This is a genomic window from Pseudomonas lini, assembly GCF_030812475.1.
GTDB lineage: Bacteria > Pseudomonadota > Gammaproteobacteria > Pseudomonadales > Pseudomonadaceae > Aquipseudomonas > Aquipseudomonas lini_A.
In genome coordinates, this window is record NZ_JAUSSR010000002.1 from 571,120 (window position 1) to 589,329 (window position 18,210).

At 59.5% G+C, this 18,210-nt stretch carries 18 protein-coding genes and 1 pseudogene; 12 read left to right on the forward strand and 7 right to left on the reverse strand.

All coding sequences use genetic code 11. From position 1 onward, the window contains the following. The first annotated feature begins 186 nt into the window (after window positions 1-186). The 3 genes and pseudogenes from J2W17_RS06335 to J2W17_RS06345 all read left to right on the forward strand — a co-directional run bounded on the left by J2W17_RS06335 (window position 187) and on the right by J2W17_RS06345 (window position 2,779). Window positions 187-1,191 (forward strand): RHS repeat-associated core domain-containing protein, encoded by a 1,005-nt coding sequence (locus J2W17_RS06335; RefSeq protein ID WP_307330893.1) that lies wholly within the window; start codon window positions 187-189, stop codon window positions 1,189-1,191. 45 nt (window positions 1,192-1,236) lie between these two features. Next, window positions 1,237-1,456: pseudogene (locus tag J2W17_RS06340) on the forward strand (4Fe-4S dicluster-binding protein); the annotation flags it as partial. Between the two features lie 264 nt (window positions 1,457-1,720). Further along, window positions 1,721-2,779 carry an RHS repeat-associated core domain-containing protein gene (locus tag J2W17_RS06345; protein WP_307330896.1) on the forward strand — a complete coding sequence of 353 codons (1,059 nt, stop codon included), beginning with the start codon at window positions 1,721-1,723 and terminating at the stop codon, window positions 2,777-2,779. 51 nt (window positions 2,780-2,830) lie between these two features. Here J2W17_RS06345 and J2W17_RS06350 read toward each other — a convergent pair whose 3' ends face one another. Next, entirely contained in the window at window positions 2,831-3,451 is a 621-nt protein-coding gene (locus tag J2W17_RS06350; RefSeq protein ID WP_154848784.1) for a TetR/AcrR family transcriptional regulator, read from the reverse strand. Window positions 3,452-3,597: 146 nt separating this feature from the next. Here J2W17_RS06350 and copC point away from each other — a divergent pair, with 146 nt between their 5' ends. From copC to J2W17_RS06395, 9 genes are all read left to right on the forward strand, one after another. Further along, window positions 3,598-3,963: a copper homeostasis periplasmic binding protein CopC gene (copC, locus tag J2W17_RS06355; protein ID WP_307330901.1), complete on the forward strand. Its 366-nt coding sequence runs from the start codon at window positions 3,598-3,600 to the stop codon at window positions 3,961-3,963. A gap of 3 nt (window positions 3,964-3,966) precedes the next feature. Beyond that, the gene (copD, locus tag J2W17_RS06360) at window positions 3,967-4,824 is read left to right on the forward strand and encodes a copper homeostasis membrane protein CopD (RefSeq protein WP_307330904.1); all 858 of its coding nucleotides are present in this window, start codon (window positions 3,967-3,969) and stop codon (window positions 4,822-4,824) included. A 241-nt stretch (window positions 4,825-5,065) separates the two neighbouring features. Further along, window positions 5,066-6,361, forward strand: coding sequence for an OprD family porin (locus J2W17_RS06365; RefSeq protein WP_373459961.1), 1,296 nt, complete (start codon window positions 5,066-5,068; stop codon window positions 6,359-6,361). Between the two features lie 276 nt (window positions 6,362-6,637). Continuing rightward, complete coding sequence (locus J2W17_RS06370) at window positions 6,638-7,456, forward strand: NAD-dependent epimerase/dehydratase family protein (protein ID WP_307330907.1); 819 nt, start codon at window positions 6,638-6,640, stop codon at window positions 7,454-7,456. A gap of 45 nt (window positions 7,457-7,501) precedes the next feature. Then, the gene (locus J2W17_RS06375; protein WP_307330910.1) at window positions 7,502-8,395 is read left to right on the forward strand and encodes an SMP-30/gluconolactonase/LRE family protein; all 894 of its coding nucleotides are present in this window, start codon (window positions 7,502-7,504) and stop codon (window positions 8,393-8,395) included. A gap of 61 nt (window positions 8,396-8,456) precedes the next feature. Continuing rightward, a complete protein-coding gene (locus J2W17_RS06380; RefSeq protein ID WP_307330912.1) occupies window positions 8,457-9,428 on the forward strand; it encodes a TRAP transporter substrate-binding protein in 972 nt (323 codons plus the stop codon). Window positions 9,429-9,505: 77 nt separating this feature from the next. Beyond that, window positions 9,506-10,033 (forward strand): TRAP transporter small permease, encoded by a 528-nt coding sequence (locus tag J2W17_RS06385; protein WP_307330917.1) that lies wholly within the window; start codon window positions 9,506-9,508, stop codon window positions 10,031-10,033. Then, window positions 10,034-11,314 carry a TRAP transporter large permease gene (locus J2W17_RS06390; RefSeq protein ID WP_307330920.1) on the forward strand — a complete coding sequence of 427 codons (1,281 nt, stop codon included), beginning with the start codon at window positions 10,034-10,036 and terminating at the stop codon, window positions 11,312-11,314. A gap of 193 nt (window positions 11,315-11,507) precedes the next feature. Beyond that, window positions 11,508-12,380: an aldose 1-epimerase gene (locus J2W17_RS06395; RefSeq protein WP_307330923.1), complete on the forward strand. Its 873-nt coding sequence runs from the start codon at window positions 11,508-11,510 to the stop codon at window positions 12,378-12,380. Here J2W17_RS06395 and J2W17_RS06400 read toward each other — a convergent pair. From J2W17_RS06400 to pqqA, 6 genes are all read right to left on the reverse strand, one after another. Further along, window positions 12,377-14,104, reverse strand: coding sequence for a hybrid sensor histidine kinase/response regulator (locus J2W17_RS06400; RefSeq protein WP_307330926.1), 1,728 nt, complete (start codon window positions 14,102-14,104; stop codon window positions 12,377-12,379). The genes J2W17_RS06395 and J2W17_RS06400 overlap by 4 nt on opposite strands. Beyond that, window positions 14,088-15,251, reverse strand: coding sequence for an alcohol dehydrogenase-like regulatory protein ErcA (gene ercA / locus J2W17_RS06405; RefSeq protein WP_307330929.1), 1,164 nt, complete (start codon window positions 15,249-15,251; stop codon window positions 14,088-14,090). Before ercA ends, J2W17_RS06400 begins: the two co-directional genes overlap by 17 nt. Before the next feature lie 235 nt (window positions 15,252-15,486). Next, window positions 15,487-16,629, reverse strand: coding sequence for a pyrroloquinoline quinone biosynthesis protein PqqE (pqqE, locus tag J2W17_RS06410; protein ID WP_307330932.1), 1,143 nt, complete (start codon window positions 16,627-16,629; stop codon window positions 15,487-15,489). Beyond that, on the reverse strand, window positions 16,607-16,879 hold the full coding sequence (gene pqqD / locus J2W17_RS06415) for a pyrroloquinoline quinone biosynthesis peptide chaperone PqqD (protein WP_307330935.1): 273 nt from the start codon (window positions 16,877-16,879) through the stop codon (window positions 16,607-16,609). Before pqqD ends, pqqE begins: the two co-directional genes overlap by 23 nt. Then, window positions 16,876-17,628: a pyrroloquinoline-quinone synthase PqqC gene (gene pqqC, locus J2W17_RS06420; RefSeq protein ID WP_307330938.1), complete on the reverse strand. Its 753-nt coding sequence runs from the start codon at window positions 17,626-17,628 to the stop codon at window positions 16,876-16,878. Before pqqC ends, pqqD begins: the two co-directional genes overlap by 4 nt. A 127-nt stretch (window positions 17,629-17,755) precedes the next feature. After that, window positions 17,756-17,827, reverse strand: a complete 72-nt coding sequence (pqqA, locus tag J2W17_RS06425; RefSeq protein ID WP_003253598.1) for a pyrroloquinoline quinone precursor peptide PqqA — start codon at window positions 17,825-17,827, stop codon at window positions 17,756-17,758. Window positions 17,828-18,210 lie beyond the last annotated feature (383 nt).

Sequence of the window (18,210 nt, forward strand, 5' to 3'; positions counted from 1 at the left end):
TGTATACACCATAAAACCACTGTGGGCGGGCTTGCCCGCGAAGAGGCCAGCAGCCCCACCGAAATCTCAAAGCTCCAACCCAATCCCCGCCCAAAACACCCACCAACCTATCAGTTCTGCTAGTAGACGACACCCACAATATCTTCGATGCTGACACTCATATACTTCACCAGCGAGGATCCCACCATGCCGGCTTCATCCATGAAGATACTGTGCCGCTATCTATACGACCCGTTGGACCGCCTCATGGGCGTGGGGCTTCTGGAGCGCGCCAGCACTGAGCGCTTCTACCAGGGGGATTACCTGACCACCGAGCTGGGAGAGCAGACGCAACGAACCATGATCCGCCACGAAGCCCGCCCGCTGGCTCAGCAACAAAGCACTGCCAGCGTCACCGATACCATGCTGCTGGTAACTGACCACGGCCATACGCTGCTGCAAACCCTTGGGCAAACAAATCCGCAGCAACTGGCCTATACCGCCTACGGCCATCACCAGGCAGAAAGCGGTTTAAGCCGCTTGATTGGATTTAATGGTGAGCGCCCCGATGCGATTACGGGTCACTACTTATTAGGTCAGGGCAAGCGAGCTTTTAATCCAGTATTGATGAGGTTCAACAGTCCGGATGAGTTAAGCCCTTTTGGTAACGGCGGGATTAATCAATACGCTTATTGCGGCGGAGATCCGATCAATTTTTTTGATACGACAGGCAACATCAAAGAGTTAATAAAGGCACTTGCCAACACTCACATTACTCCTGCACAGAAGGCACTTACCGCGATCAAGCCAACAACCGCCTCCATCACCAGCCAAACTAGCCAGGCGATCGCTTCCACCTCACAAAAAATACCTACGGTCAACATGATCACTCCAGACCTAGCGCAACTAAACTTCCCTCTTCCTAAAACTCCTCTTCCAGCGAATAGAGCTATCCTGGCTCCTGGAGAGTTAGATCTGATTGATGCCGGTCTAAAATATGATCAACTTAAATCTACCCCCGGCTTCAAGACTGTCGCCAGCATGGAAAATATTGGCTTGCTGCTTCGCAATAGAAAGCAAGCGGCTAGGGCTAAAACTGCTAACGACAAGCGGCTCATTAGCGAAAAATCGAAAGGCGTAATATTGCATATCAAGAACGAAAGCGTGACCTATCATGAATCTCAATCTGTCAACAAACTAGTCCGACAGTAACTCAGTGCTCGAGGACAGGGGAATTCCCGATACATTGCACAGACAATTTTCCTCGAGAACGCCTCTCACTTGGCGGTGTCCCGTCTCACGCAGCCGGACGGCACGTATAAAATATGAAGTACCCAATGAGGAATGCGTGGGCTGCAACCTGTGCCAGATCACCTGCCCGGTGCAGGATTGCATCGAGATGGTGCCGATGGAGAACGGCAAGCCGTTTCTGGATTGGAATCATGATCCGAGGAATCCTTACCATGTTGCCACCTGAATTCGTCGGTGCCTGAGCGGACGCCTTCGCGGCGGTGCGGCGATCCGACAAGCCCCACAGTGATTTCAGGTGTACACAAATTCCATGTACACCAACGAACCCTGTGTGTGGGCTTGCCCGCGAAGAGGCCGGCAGCATCACCAAAAAACTCTCAAAGCTCCAACCCCACCCGACGCTCTCCTACCTATCAGTTCTGCTAGTAGACGAAACGCCCCATATCTCCGAAGCTGACACCCAACCAATTCGCCAGCGAAGGACCGCACCATGTCAACCGCATCATTGAAGATACTGTGCCGCTATCAATACGACCCACTGGATCGCCTCATAGGCGTGGGGGTTCTGGAACGCACCGGCACCCAGCGCTTCTACCAGCAAGATCACCTGACTACCGAACTGGGAGAGCAGGCGCAACGAACCATCTTCCGCCATCAAGCTCGGCCATTGGCGCAGCAACAAAACACAGCCGGCGTCACCGCGACCACACTGCTGGCAACCGACCAGGCCCATTCGCCGCTGCAGACCCTCGGGGATACAAACCCGCAGCAACTGGCCTATACCGCCTACGGCCACCACCCAGCAGAAAGCGGCTTAAGCCGTTTGCTTGGATTTAATGGTGAGTGTCCTGATGTCATAACCGGTCACTATTTATTGGGCAATGGTACGCGGGCTTTTAATCCGATGTTGATGCGTTTTAACAGCCCGGATGAGTTGAGTCCTTTTGGTAAAGGAGGAGTTAATCCGTATGCCTATTGCGGGGGTGATCCGATCAACTTCTCCGACCCAACAGGGAACTCCAAACTCGCTCGATGGATCGCCCGCCATACGGCATCTCTCCTGCCCCCAACGACAATCAACGCCCCCAAATCGCTTAGAACAATTAAACCAACAGCAACCACTATTGGCCAAAGTAACCTGGCAAGGCGCAACCCCATGCTAGTGAATCTGCTAGAAGCACCAGACCCTACCGTTGCACGATCAGCGCCCAGCGCTTCGACATCAACTTCTGAGTTGGTCGACATCAACCCTATACCTTCAGGCTTAACGCTCAATAGTAGTGATGCTGCACTATCATCGCGGCAGCAAGACCTGGCGAATTTCGAAGCCTCATATGACTATAATTTGAATCGTCCTGGCTTTAGGACGGTAGCTACCATGCAACAGGCTGAAGACTTGCTGGCTAATAAAACACGTTACTATTCTAGTAAGTCCGATGCCCTCAGAAAAATCGAGAGAGAAATAGGGAGAGACTTGTTACTGCAAATCAAAAAAAACAGTGTGAAGGACTATTACATACAGAAAGCTCTTCAAGAAATCCGGCAGTAATTCTGCGCCAAAGGATCCGCGGATATTCTTATCCAATTACGACGGCGACGGCTACGGCTCCAACCCAATCCCCCGCAATATCACCCCCGTAACCGTCTGCACCGCCCGCTCGAACTGCATGTCCGACAACGGCTGATGATCATTCAAAATATTCACCTGATGATCAAAATCCGCATAATGCTGAGTCGACGCCCAAATCATGTACAGCAAGCTCGAAGGCTCCACCGGCAAAATGCGTTTATCCTCCACCCACTGGCGGATTTTCGCTTCTTTCATCTTGGCCCAGTCGTACAGGCTCGCATCCAGTTTCTCACCCAGGGTTGGCGCGCCGTGGATGATTTCGTTGGCCCAGACTTTGGAGCCGTAGGGCCGGCTGCGGGAGTGGTTCATTTTGGCGCGGATGTAGCTGCTGAGTACGACTCGTGGGTCGTCGAACATCTCGAAGCACAGGGCGTCCTGCTTCCAGACTTCGAGCAGGTCGAACAGTACGGCGCTGTACAGCTCGCTCTTGGTGCTGAAGTAATAATGCAGGTTGGAACGTGGCAGCTGCACCTCGGCGGCGATGTCGGCCATGGCGGTGCCGCCGAAGCCTTTTTCGGCGAAGACCTTCTCGGCTCCCAGCAGAATTTTCTCGACGTTACTGCGGCGAATCTCGATCTTGTGATTGCCCATGAGGGCTCCCTGACACCCAGCGTTGCTCAAGACTAGCATCCGCTCTACCGCGGGGCGACAGGGGAAAACGAATCTTCCTACGCCCGGTTTCATGCTCATGCAGGTAAACTGCCCGCCTCTTCGAACCTGCCTCTGAGGTATCCACGATGCTGCTCAAGAACGCCCTCACCACCGCCGCCCTCCTCGGCTCCCTGTTCGCCGCCTCATCGGTGTTGGCCCATGCCCATCTGAAAAGCCAGACTCCGGCCGCGGACAGCACGGTGAGCGCACCGGCGGAACTGCGCCTGGTGTTTTCCGAAGGCATCGAAGCGACCTTCACCAAGGTCACCCTGCGCAAGGACGGCGCCAACATTGCGGTGAAAAGCCTGGCTACCGAAGGCAGCGATAAAAAGACCCTGGTCGTGACCCCGGCTGCGCCATTGGCAGCCGGTGCGTACAAAGTCGAGTGGCATGCAGTGTCGGTCGACACCCACAAAAGCGAAGGCGCCTACAGCTTCAAGGTTGGCCAGTAATTCATGATCAGTGCGATGGTGCTGTGCCGTTTCCTGCATTTCACCGTGGTGTTGATACTGTTTGGGGCCTGGGTATTCAAGCCTTTGTTGTTGGGCCGTGAAACCGCGCTGGATCGGCCTCTGGCGCGGGTCAGCCGGTGGCTTGCCGTGGTGGCGTTGTTCAGCGGCGTCGGCTGGTTGCTGCTGATCACCGCCAGCATGGCCGGCAGCTGGGCGGCGGCATTCGATCCGTCGACCCTGGGGCTGGTGTTGGGCAAGACGTTTTTCGGCCAGGTCTGGCGCTGGCATTTGCTGGCCAATCTGCTGTTGCTGGCGTTGCTGCTGACGCCGCTGCGCGACAACCTCCCCTGGCGAATCGTCTTTAGTGGCCTGTTGCTGGCAACATTGGCCCCGGTGGGCCATGGCGCCATGCTCGACGGCAATGAAGGCCGGTTGCTGATCCTCAACCAGATCATCCATCTGACCTGCGTCGGCGCCTGGCTTGGCGGTTTGATGGTGTTGGCGATGATCCTCCTGCGACCGGATACACACTCCGTCAAGGCGATCTTGCAACGCTTCAGCGGTGTCGGTTATGCGTTGGTGGCGGGGCTGGTGATCACAGGGCTGATCAATGTACGGGTACTGACCGGGCAGTTTTGGCCTACGCCACTGCTGTCCGGTTTCGCACTGATTCTGCTGATCAAGGTTGTGCTGGTCGCCGCCATGTCTGGCCTGGCGCTGTTCAACCGACTGCGGATCAAGGATTGCGAACAACGGCTGGCAACCCTGAAAACAAGCGTGATCATGGAATGGTTGCTGGGGATTGGCGCCGTAGCGGCGGTATCACTGCTTGGAACCCTGCCGCCGATGATCATGAATTGAAATGCGCCCCTGTAGGAGCTGGCTTGCCAGCGAAGGCGGCCTCAAGATCAATGCACAATCCAAGGGCCTCTTCGCTGGCAAGCCAGCACCTACAGGGTTCCACCCGACATACGACCAAAGTCGTTAAGTCATCGTATAATTTCTGATTGACAACACTTTAAATCCTCGCAAATAATCGCCCCCATGTTGTACGACGACGTATGACAATAATAAAAACAAAAAAGTAAACGGGAGCGTCACAGTGAGCAAGCTCGTCCGCAATTCCTCCGTCAGCACCCCTCGTCCTGCCATCGCACGCCGTCATACCCTGGTACTCATCAGCTTCAGTAGCCTGGCTTTCGCCCTGCCCCTGAGCGCCAACGCCGAGGGTTTCGTCGATGATGCCAAAGCCACGCTGAACCTGCGCAACGCCTATTTCAATCGCAACTTCACCAACCCGGCCAATGCCCAGGGCAAGGCTGAAGAGTGGACGCAAAGTTTCATCCTCGACGCCAGGTCAGGGTTCACACCGGGGCCTGTCGGTGTTGGCGTAGACGTGCTCGGCATGTACTCGCAGAAGCTTGACGGAGGAAAAGGCACAGGCGGCACGCAGTTGTTGCCGATCCATGACGACGGCCGCCCTGCGGACAATTTCGGGCGGATGGGTGTGGCGCTCAAAGGCAAAATCTCGAAGACCGAAGTGAAGGTCGGCGAATGGATGCCGGTGCTGCCGATCCTGCGCTCCGACGACGGCCGCTCCCTGCCTCAGACCTTCCGCGGTGGCCAGGTGACCTCGACCGAGATCAGCGGCCTGACGCTCTACGGCGGTCAGTTCCGCGCCAACAGCCCGCGCAACGACGCGAGCATGGAAGACATGTTCATGAACGGCAAGGCGGCCTTCACTTCCGACCGTTTCAACTTCGGCGGCGGTGAATATGCGTTCAATGAAAAGCGCACCCAGGTCGGGGTCTGGTACGCGGAACTCAGCGACATCTATCAGCAACAGTATTTCAACCTGAGCCACAGCCAACCCCTCGGCGACTGGACCTTGGGCGCCAACCTCGGCTACTTCATCGGCAAGGAAGACGGCAGCGCACTGGCCGGCGACCTCGACAACAAAACCGCGTTCGCCCTGCTCTCGGCCAAATACGGTGGCAACACCTTCTATGTCGGCCTGCAAAAGCTCAGCGGCGACGATGTCTGGATGCGGGTCAACGGCACCAGTGGTGGCACCCTGGCCAACGATAGCTACAACGCCAGCTACGACAATGCCAAGGAAAAATCCTGGCAGTTGCGTCACGACTACAACTTCGTTGCCCTCGGCATTCCCGGCCTGACGCTGATGAACCGCTACATCAGTGGCGATAACGTGCACACCGGCGCGATCACCGACGGCAAGGAATGGGGCCGCGAATCGGAGCTGGCTTACACCGTGCAGAGCGGCGCGCTGAAGAACCTTAACGTCAAATGGCGCAACGCGACCATCCGCCGGGATTTCAGTACCAACGAATTCGATGAAAACCGGATTTTTATAAGCTATCCGCTTTCGTTGTTGTAAGGCGTTTCAAGCTGAAACGCACTCAAGGGCGGACGCGCTTCTGTAGGAGCAAGCTTGCTAGCGATGGAGTCAAGGGCGGCGCGTTAATTCAGAGAAGGCGCGTTATCGTTAACGTCCATCGCGAGCAGGCTCGCTCCCACAGGGTGCGATGAATGACCCTCTGTCAATTACCACCAACGTCGCGTTGACAAAACCCGGGAAGCCTAACGATACTTCAACCAAGTCGTACGACAACCTACAACAAACCCAATAAACAACTGCTGTCCAGGGACTTCCATGACTACCACTCCAACAGCCCCTTTCAATCGCCTGCTGCTGACCGGTGCCGCCGGTGGCCTTGGCAAAGTGCTGCGTGAAACGCTGCGGCCTTATGCCAACGTGATTCGCCTGTCGGACATCGCCGACATCGCGCCGGCCATCGATGATCGCGAAGAAGTCGTCACCTGCGACCTGTCCGACAAGCAAGCGGTACATCAACTGGTCGAAGGCGTGGACGCCATCCTGCACTTCGGCGGTGTGTCGGTGGAGCGCTCGTTCGAAGAAATCCTCGGCGCCAACATCTGCGGCGTGTTCCACATCTACGAAGCCGCACGTAAGCATGGCGTCAAGCGCGTGATCTTCGCCAGTTCCAACCATGTGATTGGCTTCTACAAGCAGGACCAGGTCATCGACGCCCACTCCCCGCGTCGTCCGGACAGCTACTACGGCTTGTCCAAGTCCTACGGCGAAGACATGGCCACTTTCTACTTCGATCGTTATGGGATCGAGACCGTCAGCATCCGCATTGGCTCCTCGTTTCCGGAACCGCAAAACCGCCGGATGATGAGCACCTGGCTGAGCTTCGGCGACCTCACGCAGTTGCTCGAGCGTGCACTGCTCACCCCGGACGTCGGCCACACCGTGGTCTATGGCATGTCCGATAACAAGGATATCTGGTGGGATAACCGATTTGCGAGCGCCCTGGGCTATGTACCCAAGGACAGCTCCGAAGTGTTCCGCGATAAGGTCGAAGCCCAGCCGATGCCCGCCGCTGATGATCCGGCGCGGATCTATCAGGGTGGCGCCTTCTGCGCGGCCGGCCCCTTCGGCGACTGAACCAGCACCAATCCCCACAACAAAAACCCAAGGGAATGAGTCGCCATGCACGCCGAATTGATTGTCGATGCCCGTAACGCGGTCGGTGAAAGCCCGGTCTGGGTCGCTGAGGAAAACGCCTTGTACTGGGTCGATATTCCCGCCGGAGGCCTGCAACGCTGGCGCGCCGACAGCGGTCATGTCGATACCTGGACCACCCCGCAAATGCTGGCCTGCATCGCCCGCCAAGGCAATGGACGCTGGGTGGCCGGCATGGAAAGCGGCTTCTTCGAGCTGCGTCCGCATAACGACGGCAGCCTCGACAGCGAATGGCTGGCCGATGTGCATCACGCCCGCCCCGACATGCGCCTCAACGACGGTCGTTGCGATCGCCAGGGGCGCTTCTGGGCCGGGAGCATGGTACTGAACATGGGCGCCAACGCTGCCGAAGGCACGCTTTATCGCTACAGCGCCGGGCAACCGGGGCCGCTGGGCGCGCAGCTCAACGGGTTCATCGTGCCCAATGGCCTGGGCTTCAGCCCGGATGGCCGCACGATGTACCTGTCTGATTCCCATCCCCTGGTCCAGCAGATCTGGGCCTTCGATTACGACATCGACAACGGCACGCCGTCCAATCGCCGGCTGTTCGTTGACATGCACCAATTTCCCGGACGTCCCGACGGCGCCGCAGTGGATGCCGACGGCTGCTACTGGATCTGCGCCAACGACGCCGGGCTGATCCATCGCTTCACTCCCGATGGCCGACTGGACCGTTCCCTTGCGGTACCGGTGAAAAAACCGACCATGTGCGCCTTCGGTGGCAGTCGACTGGACACGCTGTTCGTGACCTCGATCCGCCCCGGTGACGACCAGGACGAACAGTCACTGGCCGGCGGCGTGTTTGCCCTCGATCCCGGTGTGAAAGGTTTGCCGGAACCTGCGTTCAACCCTTTGCCGTAATCGCTTGTGCTGCACCGCTGCGCCTTGAAAAACAACAATAACAAGACTGGAGAGACAACCCATGGACTTCAAACGCACCTTGCTCGCCGCTGCACTTCCCTTTGTTTTCACCCTCAGCAGTGCCGCCCACGCGCTGGAAATCAAATTCGCCGACATCCACCCCGCCGGTTACCCGACCGTGGTGGCGGAAGAGCAACTGGGCAAGACCCTGGTGGCCGACAGTGCCGGCAAGCTGACGTTCAAGATGTTCGCCGGCGGCGTGCTCGGCTCGGAAAAAGAAGTGGTGGAACAGGCCCAGGTCGGCGCCATCCAGATGGCCCGGGTCAGCCTGGGCATCGTCGGCCCGGTGGTGCCGGACGTGAACGTGTTCAACATGCCGTTCGTGTTCCGCGACCAGGCGCACATGCGCAAGGTCATCGACGGTGAAGTCGGCGACGAGATCCTGGCGAAGATCACCGACTCCGAATTCGGCCTGGTCGCCCTGGCCTGGATGGACGGCGGCACGCGCAACATCTACACCAAGAAACCGGTGCGCAGCCTCGCCGACCTCAAGGGCATGAAGATCCGCGTGCAAGGCAACCCGATGTTCATCGAAACCATCAATGCCATGGGCGGCAACGGCATTGCGATGGACACCGGCGAGATCTTCAGTGCGTTGCATACCGGGGTAATCGACGGCGCGGAAAACAATCCGCCGACCCTGCTCGAACACAACCACTACCAGAACGCCAAGTTCTACAGCCTGACCGGGCACCTGATCCTGCCCGAGCCGATCGTGATGTCGAAAATCACCTGGGACAAACTCACCCCCGAGCAACAAGTGCTGGTGAAGAAAACCGCCAGGGCGGCACAGGCCCAGGAACGCACTTTGTGGGACGCAAAATCCGCCAGCAGCGAAGAGAAACTCAAGGCGGCCGGCGTCGAGTTCATCACCGTCGACAAGAAACCTTTCTATGAGGCCACCGCCTCCGTCAGAGAAAAATACGGCGCCCCCTACGCCGATCTGATCAAGCGCATCGAAGCCGTTCAGTAACCCTCCCTGCACTCATGAAGGCCCGGCGCCGCTGACGTTGGTGTAGGTCAGTGCGCGCCCGGTTACGGTGGAACCCGATGAAGAATCTGCTGCTGCGTATCAACGACAGGATTTACATGACCTGCATCTGGGTCGCGGGAATGTCAGTCCTGGCCATTTCCCTGATCATTCCCTGGGGCGTGTTTGCCCGCTACATCCTCGGTACGGGGTCGAGCTGGCCGGAGCCCACCGCCATCCTGCTGATGGTGGTCTTCACCTTCATCGGTGCCGCCGCCAGTTATCGTGCCGGCGCACACATGGCCGTGGCCATGCTCACCGACCGCATGGCACCCGAACTGCGCAAAACCATGAGCATCGTCTCGCAACTGCTGATGGCAACGATCTGCCTGTTCATGACGGTCTGGGGCACCAAGCTGTGCATCTCCACCTGGAACCAGTTCATGAGCGCCCTGCCAACCCTGCGCGTCGGCATCACTTACATGCCGATCCCCGTGGGCGGTTTGCTGACGCTGATCTTTGTCCTGGAAAAACTCTTGCTCGGTGACCAGAGCAACCGTCGGGTCGTGCGATTCGACCTGGTTGAAGAAAGCGAAGGTGCCGCCTGAATGGACGCTCTGATTCTGCTGGGCAGTTTTATCTCTTTGATCCTGATCGGCATGCCGGTCGCCTATGCCCTGGGCCTTTCCGCCCTGATCGGTGCCTGGTGGATCGACATTCCGTTCCAGGCGCTGATGATTCAGGTCGCCGGTGGCGTCAATAAGTTCTCCCTGCTGGCCATTCCGTTCTTCGTCCTGGCCGGCGCGATCATGGCCGAGGGGGGCATGTCCCGGCGGCTGGTGGCGTTTGCCGGGGTGCTGGTCGGATTTGTCCGCGGTGGGTTATCGCTGGTCAACATCATGGCCTCGACTTTCTTCGGTGCGATCTCCGGCTCCTCGGTGGCGGATACCGCGTCGGTGGGCTCGGTGCTGATTCCAGAGATGGAGCGGCGCGGCTATCCCCGGGAGTTCGCCACGGCGGTCACCGTCAGCGGTTCGGTGCAAGCACTGTTGACCCCGCCCAGCCACAACTCCGTGCTCTACTCGCTGGCGGCTGGCGGCACGGTGTCGATTGCCTCGCTGTTCATGGCCGGCGTAGTCCCGGGCCTGTTGATGAGCGCGAGCCTGATGGTGCTGTGCCTGATCTTCGCCAAAAAACGCAACTACCCCAAGGGCGAAGTCATTCCCATGCGGCAGGCGCTGAAGATCTGCGGCGAAGCAATGTGGGGCCTGATGGCCATGGTGATCATCCTCGGCGGCATTCTCTCGGGTATTTTCACCGCGACTGAATCGGCGGCGATTGCGGTGCTGTGGTCGTTCTTCGTCACCATGTTCATCTACCGTGACTACAAGTGGAGCGAGCTGCCGAAACTGATGCACCGCACGGTACGGACGATTTCGATCGTGATGATCCTGATCGGTTTCGCCGCCAGCTTCGGCTACATCATGACCCTGATGCAGATCCCGTCGAAGATCACCACGATGTTCCTGACCCTGTCGGACAACCGCTATGTGATCCTGATGTGCATCAACGTCATGCTGCTGTTGCTCGGCACGGTGATGGACATGGCGCCGTTGATCCTGATCCTGACACCGATTTTGATGCCGGTGATCCTGGGCATTGGCGTGGACCCGGTACAGTTCGGCATGATCATGCTGGTGAACCTGGGGATTGGTTTGATAACGCCGCCGGTGGGTGCGGTGCTGTTCGTGGGGTCGGCCGTGGGTAAAGTCAGTATCGAGAAGACCGTGAAGGCGCTGCTGCCGTTCTATGCCGTGCTGTTCCTGGTGCTGATGGCCGTGACCTACGTTCCGGCCCTGTCGCTGTGGTTGCCGCATTTGGTGTTGTAGAACGCTGGTCCGACCCTGGCAAAAACTTTCGCAACTGTAATACGCAATACCTGTAGGAGCCAGGCTTGCCGGCGAAGGCGTCATTGAATACGCCTTCGCCGGCAAGCCTGGCTCCTACAGGCGAAGGCGCATTTGAGATCGCCTTCGCCGGCAAGCCGGCTCCTACATATACTCATTCATATCGCGGGGCAATATGACGCCAACACTCCTCGAACTCAAAGACGACCTCACCCACCTCACCCTCGCCCCCGAACTCGGCGGCAGCATCGTCAACTGGACCGTGCGCAGCAGCGGCCAGCCGCTACTGCGCCACAGCGACGCCCACGCGCTGAACACAGGCCTGCCGGGCAAACTCGGCTGCTTTCCCCTGACGCCCTGGTCAAACCGTATTTCCGAAGGGGGTTTCGACCGTCCCGACGGCTGGCTGGCACTGACGCCAAACAGTCACACTGATCCCATGCCGATCCATGGCAGCGCGTGGCAACAGCCGTGGCAGGTGGTGGCGCACACTCAGGATGAAGTGGTCCTGCAACTCGACAGCACCACGCCCTTCGCTTATCGCGCGCGGCAACGTTTTCAGCTGAGCGAGGGCAAGCTGAGCATCGATTTGCACGTCACCCACCTGGCCGAACTCGCCGCCTGGCATGGCTTGGGGTTTCATCCTTATCTGCCGCGCACGGCGGGCACTCGATTGTTGGCGCAGGCCCGACAAGTCTGGTTATGCGACTTGGTAAAATTGCCGACGAAACTGACGTCGTTGCCCGCCGAATGGGATTTCCAGCAACTCAAGGGCTTGCCCGACACCCTGGTCGACAACGGTTTTTGCGAGTGGGATGGCCACTGCCTGATCCAGCAACCGGACCTCGGTTATGAATTGCAATGCCAGGCCACAGGCAGCGATTACTACCTGCTCTATTGTCCGGTGGGCCTGGCATTTTTCTGCATCGAACCGGTGAGTCACCCGGTCAATGCTCATCACCTGCCGGGGCGCCCGGGCCTGGTGCTACTCGAGCAAGGCCAGTCCACCGACCTGGGATTCAACCTGCAGTATCGCGAACTCGGCTAGCCCAGCATCTGACTCAACACCGCGCGCAACTTGCCGGGCTTCACCGGTTTGTTCAGCAACGGAGCCTCGAGCCTTTGCAAGGCGCTGCGACACTGGTCGGTACGATCCGCGGTGATGATCACCGCGGGAATCACCTGGCCGAAATACTGACGCAAATGCCGGACCACTTCACAGCCCACCACCCCATGATCGAGGTGATAGTCGGCCAGGATCAGTTCAGGTGCCTGGCCCTGCAGCGCCGTCAGCGCGGAGGCTTCATCGGTGGCGACCACCACTTCGCAGCCCCACTGCCCCAGCAGCGCACTCATGCTTTCAAGGATGCTGACTTCGTTGTCCAACACCAGCAACCGCCGCCCTGGCAGCGGGTTGCCCGCCCCCGGCAGGGGCACGGCCTGACTGATCGGCAACGGGATCTCACGGGAAATCGGCACGTCGATGCTGAACATCGATCCGCGTCCCGGTCGCGAATGCACCTGAATCCTGTAGTCGAGGATTTTCGCGATGCGCTCGACGATCGCCAGCCCCAGGCCGACGCCCTTGCGATCGGCGGCACGCCCAACGTTCAGCTGGTTGAACTCGAGGAAGATCGTATCCAGCTGATCCGGGGCAATCCCGCGCCCGGTGTCCCAGACTTCCAGGCGCAACATTGCACCGCGCCGCCGGGCACCCAGCAGGATGCTGCCGGCGTCGGTATAACGGCAGGCATTGCTGAGAAAGTTGCGCAGGATCCGCGTCATCAGCCGCAAGTCAGTATTGATGGCGTAGTCGCCCATATGCACGCGCAGGTTCAACCCAGCGGCTTCGGCCACCGAGCGGAATTCCGACACCAGCGGCCCGAGCAATTCATCGAGGCGGTACAGGGCTATGTCCGGTTTGACCGTGGCCTGATCGAGCCGGGAAATGTCGAGCAGATCGGTGAGCAAGTCTTCGGCCCCTTCCAGGGCCTGATGCGTACGCTCTACCAGCACCTGTTCGACCTCGGGCAGTTTGCGCTCGCGCAAGGTCGAGATCAGCAAGCGCGCGGCGTTGAGGGGTTGCAGCAAATCATGGCTGGCGGCAGCGAGGTATTTGTCCTTGCTGCGATTGGCCGCCTCGGCAGCGTCCCGGGCATCGCGCAAGGCGACGGCGATCCGTTTACGCTCGGTGATTTGCTGCTGCAGGTTCCGGTTGGCTTCGAGCAATTCATCGGTGCGCGCCGTGACCCGCTGCTCCAGTTCGTCGTTGAGCTGTTGCAGGCGCTGCTGGGCGAGTATGCGTTCGGTGATATCGGCGACAAAACCTTCCACCAGCCCTTCCTGGCCGGGCTTGAGCAACAGGTTCATCAACACATCCAGGCTGCTGCCGTCCTTGCGCCGCAATTGGGTTTCGTAGCCATTCAGGCTGCCTTGGTGCCTGAGGATTTCACCGATGTTCTCCAGTTCCCGAGCCCCGCCGACAAACAGGTTGCTGGCCAGGTCCGCCAAGGAGAACAGCACTTCCTGCGGATTGCGATAGCCGAGCATCCGCGCCAGCGCCGGGTTGGCGGCGCGCATGCCTTCGAGCAGGCTGGCCTGGAAGATCCCGTGCACCGCGTTTTCGAACAGCCACTTGTAGCGATTGCGCTCGGCTTCCAGCTCATCCAGGCGCGCAGCCAGTTCCGGGTAATGGCTCTTGCGCGCCGAATGGCTGCCTAATCCGAGCAGTCCGGCCAGCGCCCGTTGTTGCTCGTCAGAGGGCTTCGCCATAGACGACCTCGACATCGCGCTGACTGGACTCGCGCGGGTTGGTGAGGATGCACGGGTCGTGCATGGCGTGCTGTGAAAGGAACGGGATGTCAGAGGTGCTGACCCCGTGCAAACCGAGGGTTTCATGGAAACCGATCGCATGCTTGAGGGCGATCAGGTGCTCGACCAGGCGCCCGCAGATCTGCCGGTGATTGAGGCCGCGGCAGTCAATGCCAAAGGTCTCGGCGATCACCTTGAAGCGGTCCGGCGCCGAGTTGTAGTTGAAGGCCACCACGTGTTCCACCAGTACCGCGTTGCACAGGCCGTGCGGCAGGTCGAGAAAACCGCCGAGGCTGTGGGACATCGCGTGCACCGCACCGAGGATCGCATTGGAGAACGCCAGCCCGGCCTGCATGCTGCCGAGCATGATTTTCTCGCGCAGCGCGATGTCGCCGGGGTTGGCGATCATCTGCACCAGGTTGCCGTTGATCAGGCGCATGGCTTCCAGCGCATGGGGGTCGGTCAACGGGCCGTGACCGGTAGAAACGAAGGCCTCGATGGCATGCACCAGGGCGTCGATGCCGGTACAGGCCGACAGGAACGGGTCCATGCTCAGGGTGGTTTCCGGGTCGATCAGCGACACGTCCGGCACCACGGCCTTGCTGACGATGGAAAACTTCATCCGTTCCTGCTGGTTGGAAATGATCACGAATTGCGAGACGTCCGCCGAGGTGCCGGCGGTGGTCGGAATCAGGATCAACGGCGGGCTGGGCACGCGGATGGTGTCCACGCCTTCGAACTCGAGGATGCTGCGCCCGTGGGCGACGACGATGCCGATGCCCTTGCCGCAATCCATCGGGCTGCCGCCACCGACGGCGACGATCACATCACAGTGGTTTTCCCTGTACAGCTCGGCACCGAGCATGACTTCTTCGACCCGGGGGTTGGGCGACACGTCGCTGTACAGGAAGTAATCGATGCCCTGGGCTTGCAGGCTGGCCTCGACATCGGCCACCCATCCGGCGGCAATCACCCCGGGATCGCTGACCACCAGCACCTTGCGGGCACCGAAGGTCTTGGCATAGTTGCCGACGTTGTGCCGGCAACCGGCACCGAAGATGATTTCAGGGGAAACGAATTTACGCAGCTGGCTGAGACTCTGGCTCATTGGAAAGCCTGTTTTTTATTTTTTTGGAAGGTAGCGCCACACTAACGCATCCGGCGGTGAATGCAATCAGACCAATGGGGTAGCAGGCTGGTGTAACCGGACCCTGGATTCACCACAGCCCCCCCTGTGGGAGCGAGCCTGCTCGCGAAGAGGCCGGCACATTCAACATCAGTATTGCCTGACCCACCGCCTTCGCGAGCAGGCTCGCTCCCACAGGGGGGGTGTGTTGCTTGATTCATCCGCGATAGATCAGCCGCGAAGCCTTCTCATTGCGCAACGTCAGGTGCTCCATGCCCAACCCCGGCGCATCGGCCTCCTCCCGGGCCTTGAGGATCACCCCATGATGGGGCGACTTGCTGCACACCGGGTCGGCATTTTCCGCATCGCCGGTGAGCATGAATGCCTGGCAGCGGCAACCGCCCAGGTCCTTGTGCTTTTCATCGCAGGAGCGGCACGGCTCCTTCATCCAGTCATCGCCGCGGAAACGGTTGAACCCGAAGGAATCGGTCCAGATGTGCTCGATACTGTGTTCGCGCACGTTGGGAAACTGCACCGGCAACTGCCGCGCACTGTGGCAAGGCAGCGCCGTGCCGTCCGGGGTGATGTCGAGAAACAGGTTGGCCCAGCCGTTCATGCAGGTCTTGGGGCGCTCTTCGTAATAATCCGGGGTAACGAAAATCAGTTTGCACGGATGGCCCTGGGCCTCCAGACGCTCACGGTACTCATTGGTGATGCGCTCGGCGCGCTGCAATTGTTCACGGGTCGGCAACAGACCGACGCGGTTGAGTTCGGCCCAACCATAGAACTGACACGTGGCCAACTCGACGAAATCCGCCTCCAGCTCCAGGCACAGGTCGATGATCTTTGCGATGTCGTCGATGTTGTGCCGATGGGTGACGAAGTTCAGCACCATCGGATAGCCCTGGGCTTTCACCGCCCGGGCCATCGCCAGCTTCTGGGCGAACGCCTTGCGCGAGCCGGCGAGCATATTGTTCACCGCCTCGTCGGCGGCCTGGAAACTGATCTGTATATGGTCCAGCCCGGCAACCTTGAAGTCGTGCACTTTCTGCTCGGTCAGGCCGATGCCGGAGGTGATCAGATTGGTGTAGTAGCCCATGTCCCGGGCCGCCTTGATCAACTCGACCAGATCTTGGCGTACCAACGGCTCGCCACCGGAGAAGCCCAGTTGCGCGGCCCCCATGTCCCGGGCTTCGCGGAACACCCGAATCCATTCTTCGGTGCTCAACTCTTCACCTGCCTGGGCAAAGTCCAGCGGATTGGAGCAGTACGGGCATTGCAGCGGACAACGGTAGGTCAGCTCCGCCAGCAACCACAGCGGCGGGCCGGGCGGCGAATCATTCGATCCAGAATTGCGCATGGGCCACCTCCAGGAACGCCAGCACGTCCTCATCAATCCCGGGTACGCCGGGGAAACTTGCGGACAGCAGATCGATGATCGCCGCCACATTGCGCCGACCGTCCAGCAGGTCGAGGATCTGCCCGGCACTGACGTTGAGCTTGATCATGCCTTCGGGGTACAGCAGCACGTGGCAATCCTGGCGCGGTTCCCATTGCAGGCGAAAACCCTGGCGCAGGATCGGAGCATGATCGCGTTTGATCAGGCTCACAGGGCGATCCCCCGGTGCCAGACTTTCTCTGTCGTCACCGTGTGATACGGCGGACGTTCCAGCTCGTAGGCCATGCTCATGGCGTCGAGCATGCTCCATAGCACATCGAGCTTGAACTGCAGAATCTCCAGCATGCGTTGCTGGGCCCCGGCAGTGATGTAGTGCGCCAGGGTAATGCGCAAACCATGCTCGACATCCCGCCGTGCCTGGCTCAGACGCGTGCGGAAGTAGTCATAGCCGGCGGCATCGATCCAGGGGTAATGGGTCGGCCAGGCGTCGAGTCGGGATTGGTGGATCTGTGGCGCGAACAGTTCGGTCAGGGAACTGCTGGCCGCTTCCTGCCAGCAGGCGCGGCGGGCGAAATTGACGTAGGCGTCCACGGCGAAGCGTACGCCCGGCAGCACCAGCTCCTGGGAGAGGATTTGTTCGCGATCCAGCCCCACGGCTTCGCCCAGTCGCAGCCAGGCTTCGATGCCGCCTTCGCTGCCGGGCACGCCGTCGTGGTCGAGAATCCGTTGCAGCCATTCCCGGCGTACTTCGCGGTCGGGGCAGTTGGCGAGAATCGCGGCATCCTTGAGCGGGATGTTCACCTGGTAATAGAAACGGTTGGCGACCCAGCCCTGGATCTGCTCGCGGCTGGCGCGGCCGGCGTACATGGCTTGGTGGAAGGGGTGATGGATGTGGTAGAAGGCACCTTTGGCGCGCAGGGCCTGTTCGAATTCGGCGGGGGTCATCGGGGTGTCGGTCATTACGGTTCTCCGGGGAGCTGCGGGGTCTGGTCCGGCCCCATCAGCTACAGCACTGCAGCTCCAGCTCCAGCTACGCCCGCTCGGCCGAGGCAGGCCCGGCCAACGCCACGGCTGGCCGGGCAGACAATCAGCGGTTGGCGAAATACATCGTCACTTCGAAGCCAATGCGCAGATCGGTAAACGCGGGTTTAGTCCACATGGGTCAATCCTCTTCTTGTGCCGGACGATTCCGGTAAAGCCATTAATGCACGGGGTGCGGAGCGACCGAATGCTACTTTCGAAGGAGGTGGCGGCGTGCGTTGGTAGGGGGTGGTGCACAGATCTCCAGAACACCCAAAAACCAATGTGGGAGCGGGCTTGCTCGCGAAAGCGGCATCACATCCAACACATTGGTTGACTGACACTCCGCTTTCGCGAGCAAGCCCGCTCCCACAGGTTTTTGCGGTGTTCTCGCGGGGGGGGGGGGGGGGGGGGTTTTAATAAGCCCAGCGGTTTTTTTTGGTATCACACCACGGGGTTTTTGGTGTGGTGGGTGTGGTGGAGCATACAATTGTGGTTTACACGAACCACACCGGCAGTATT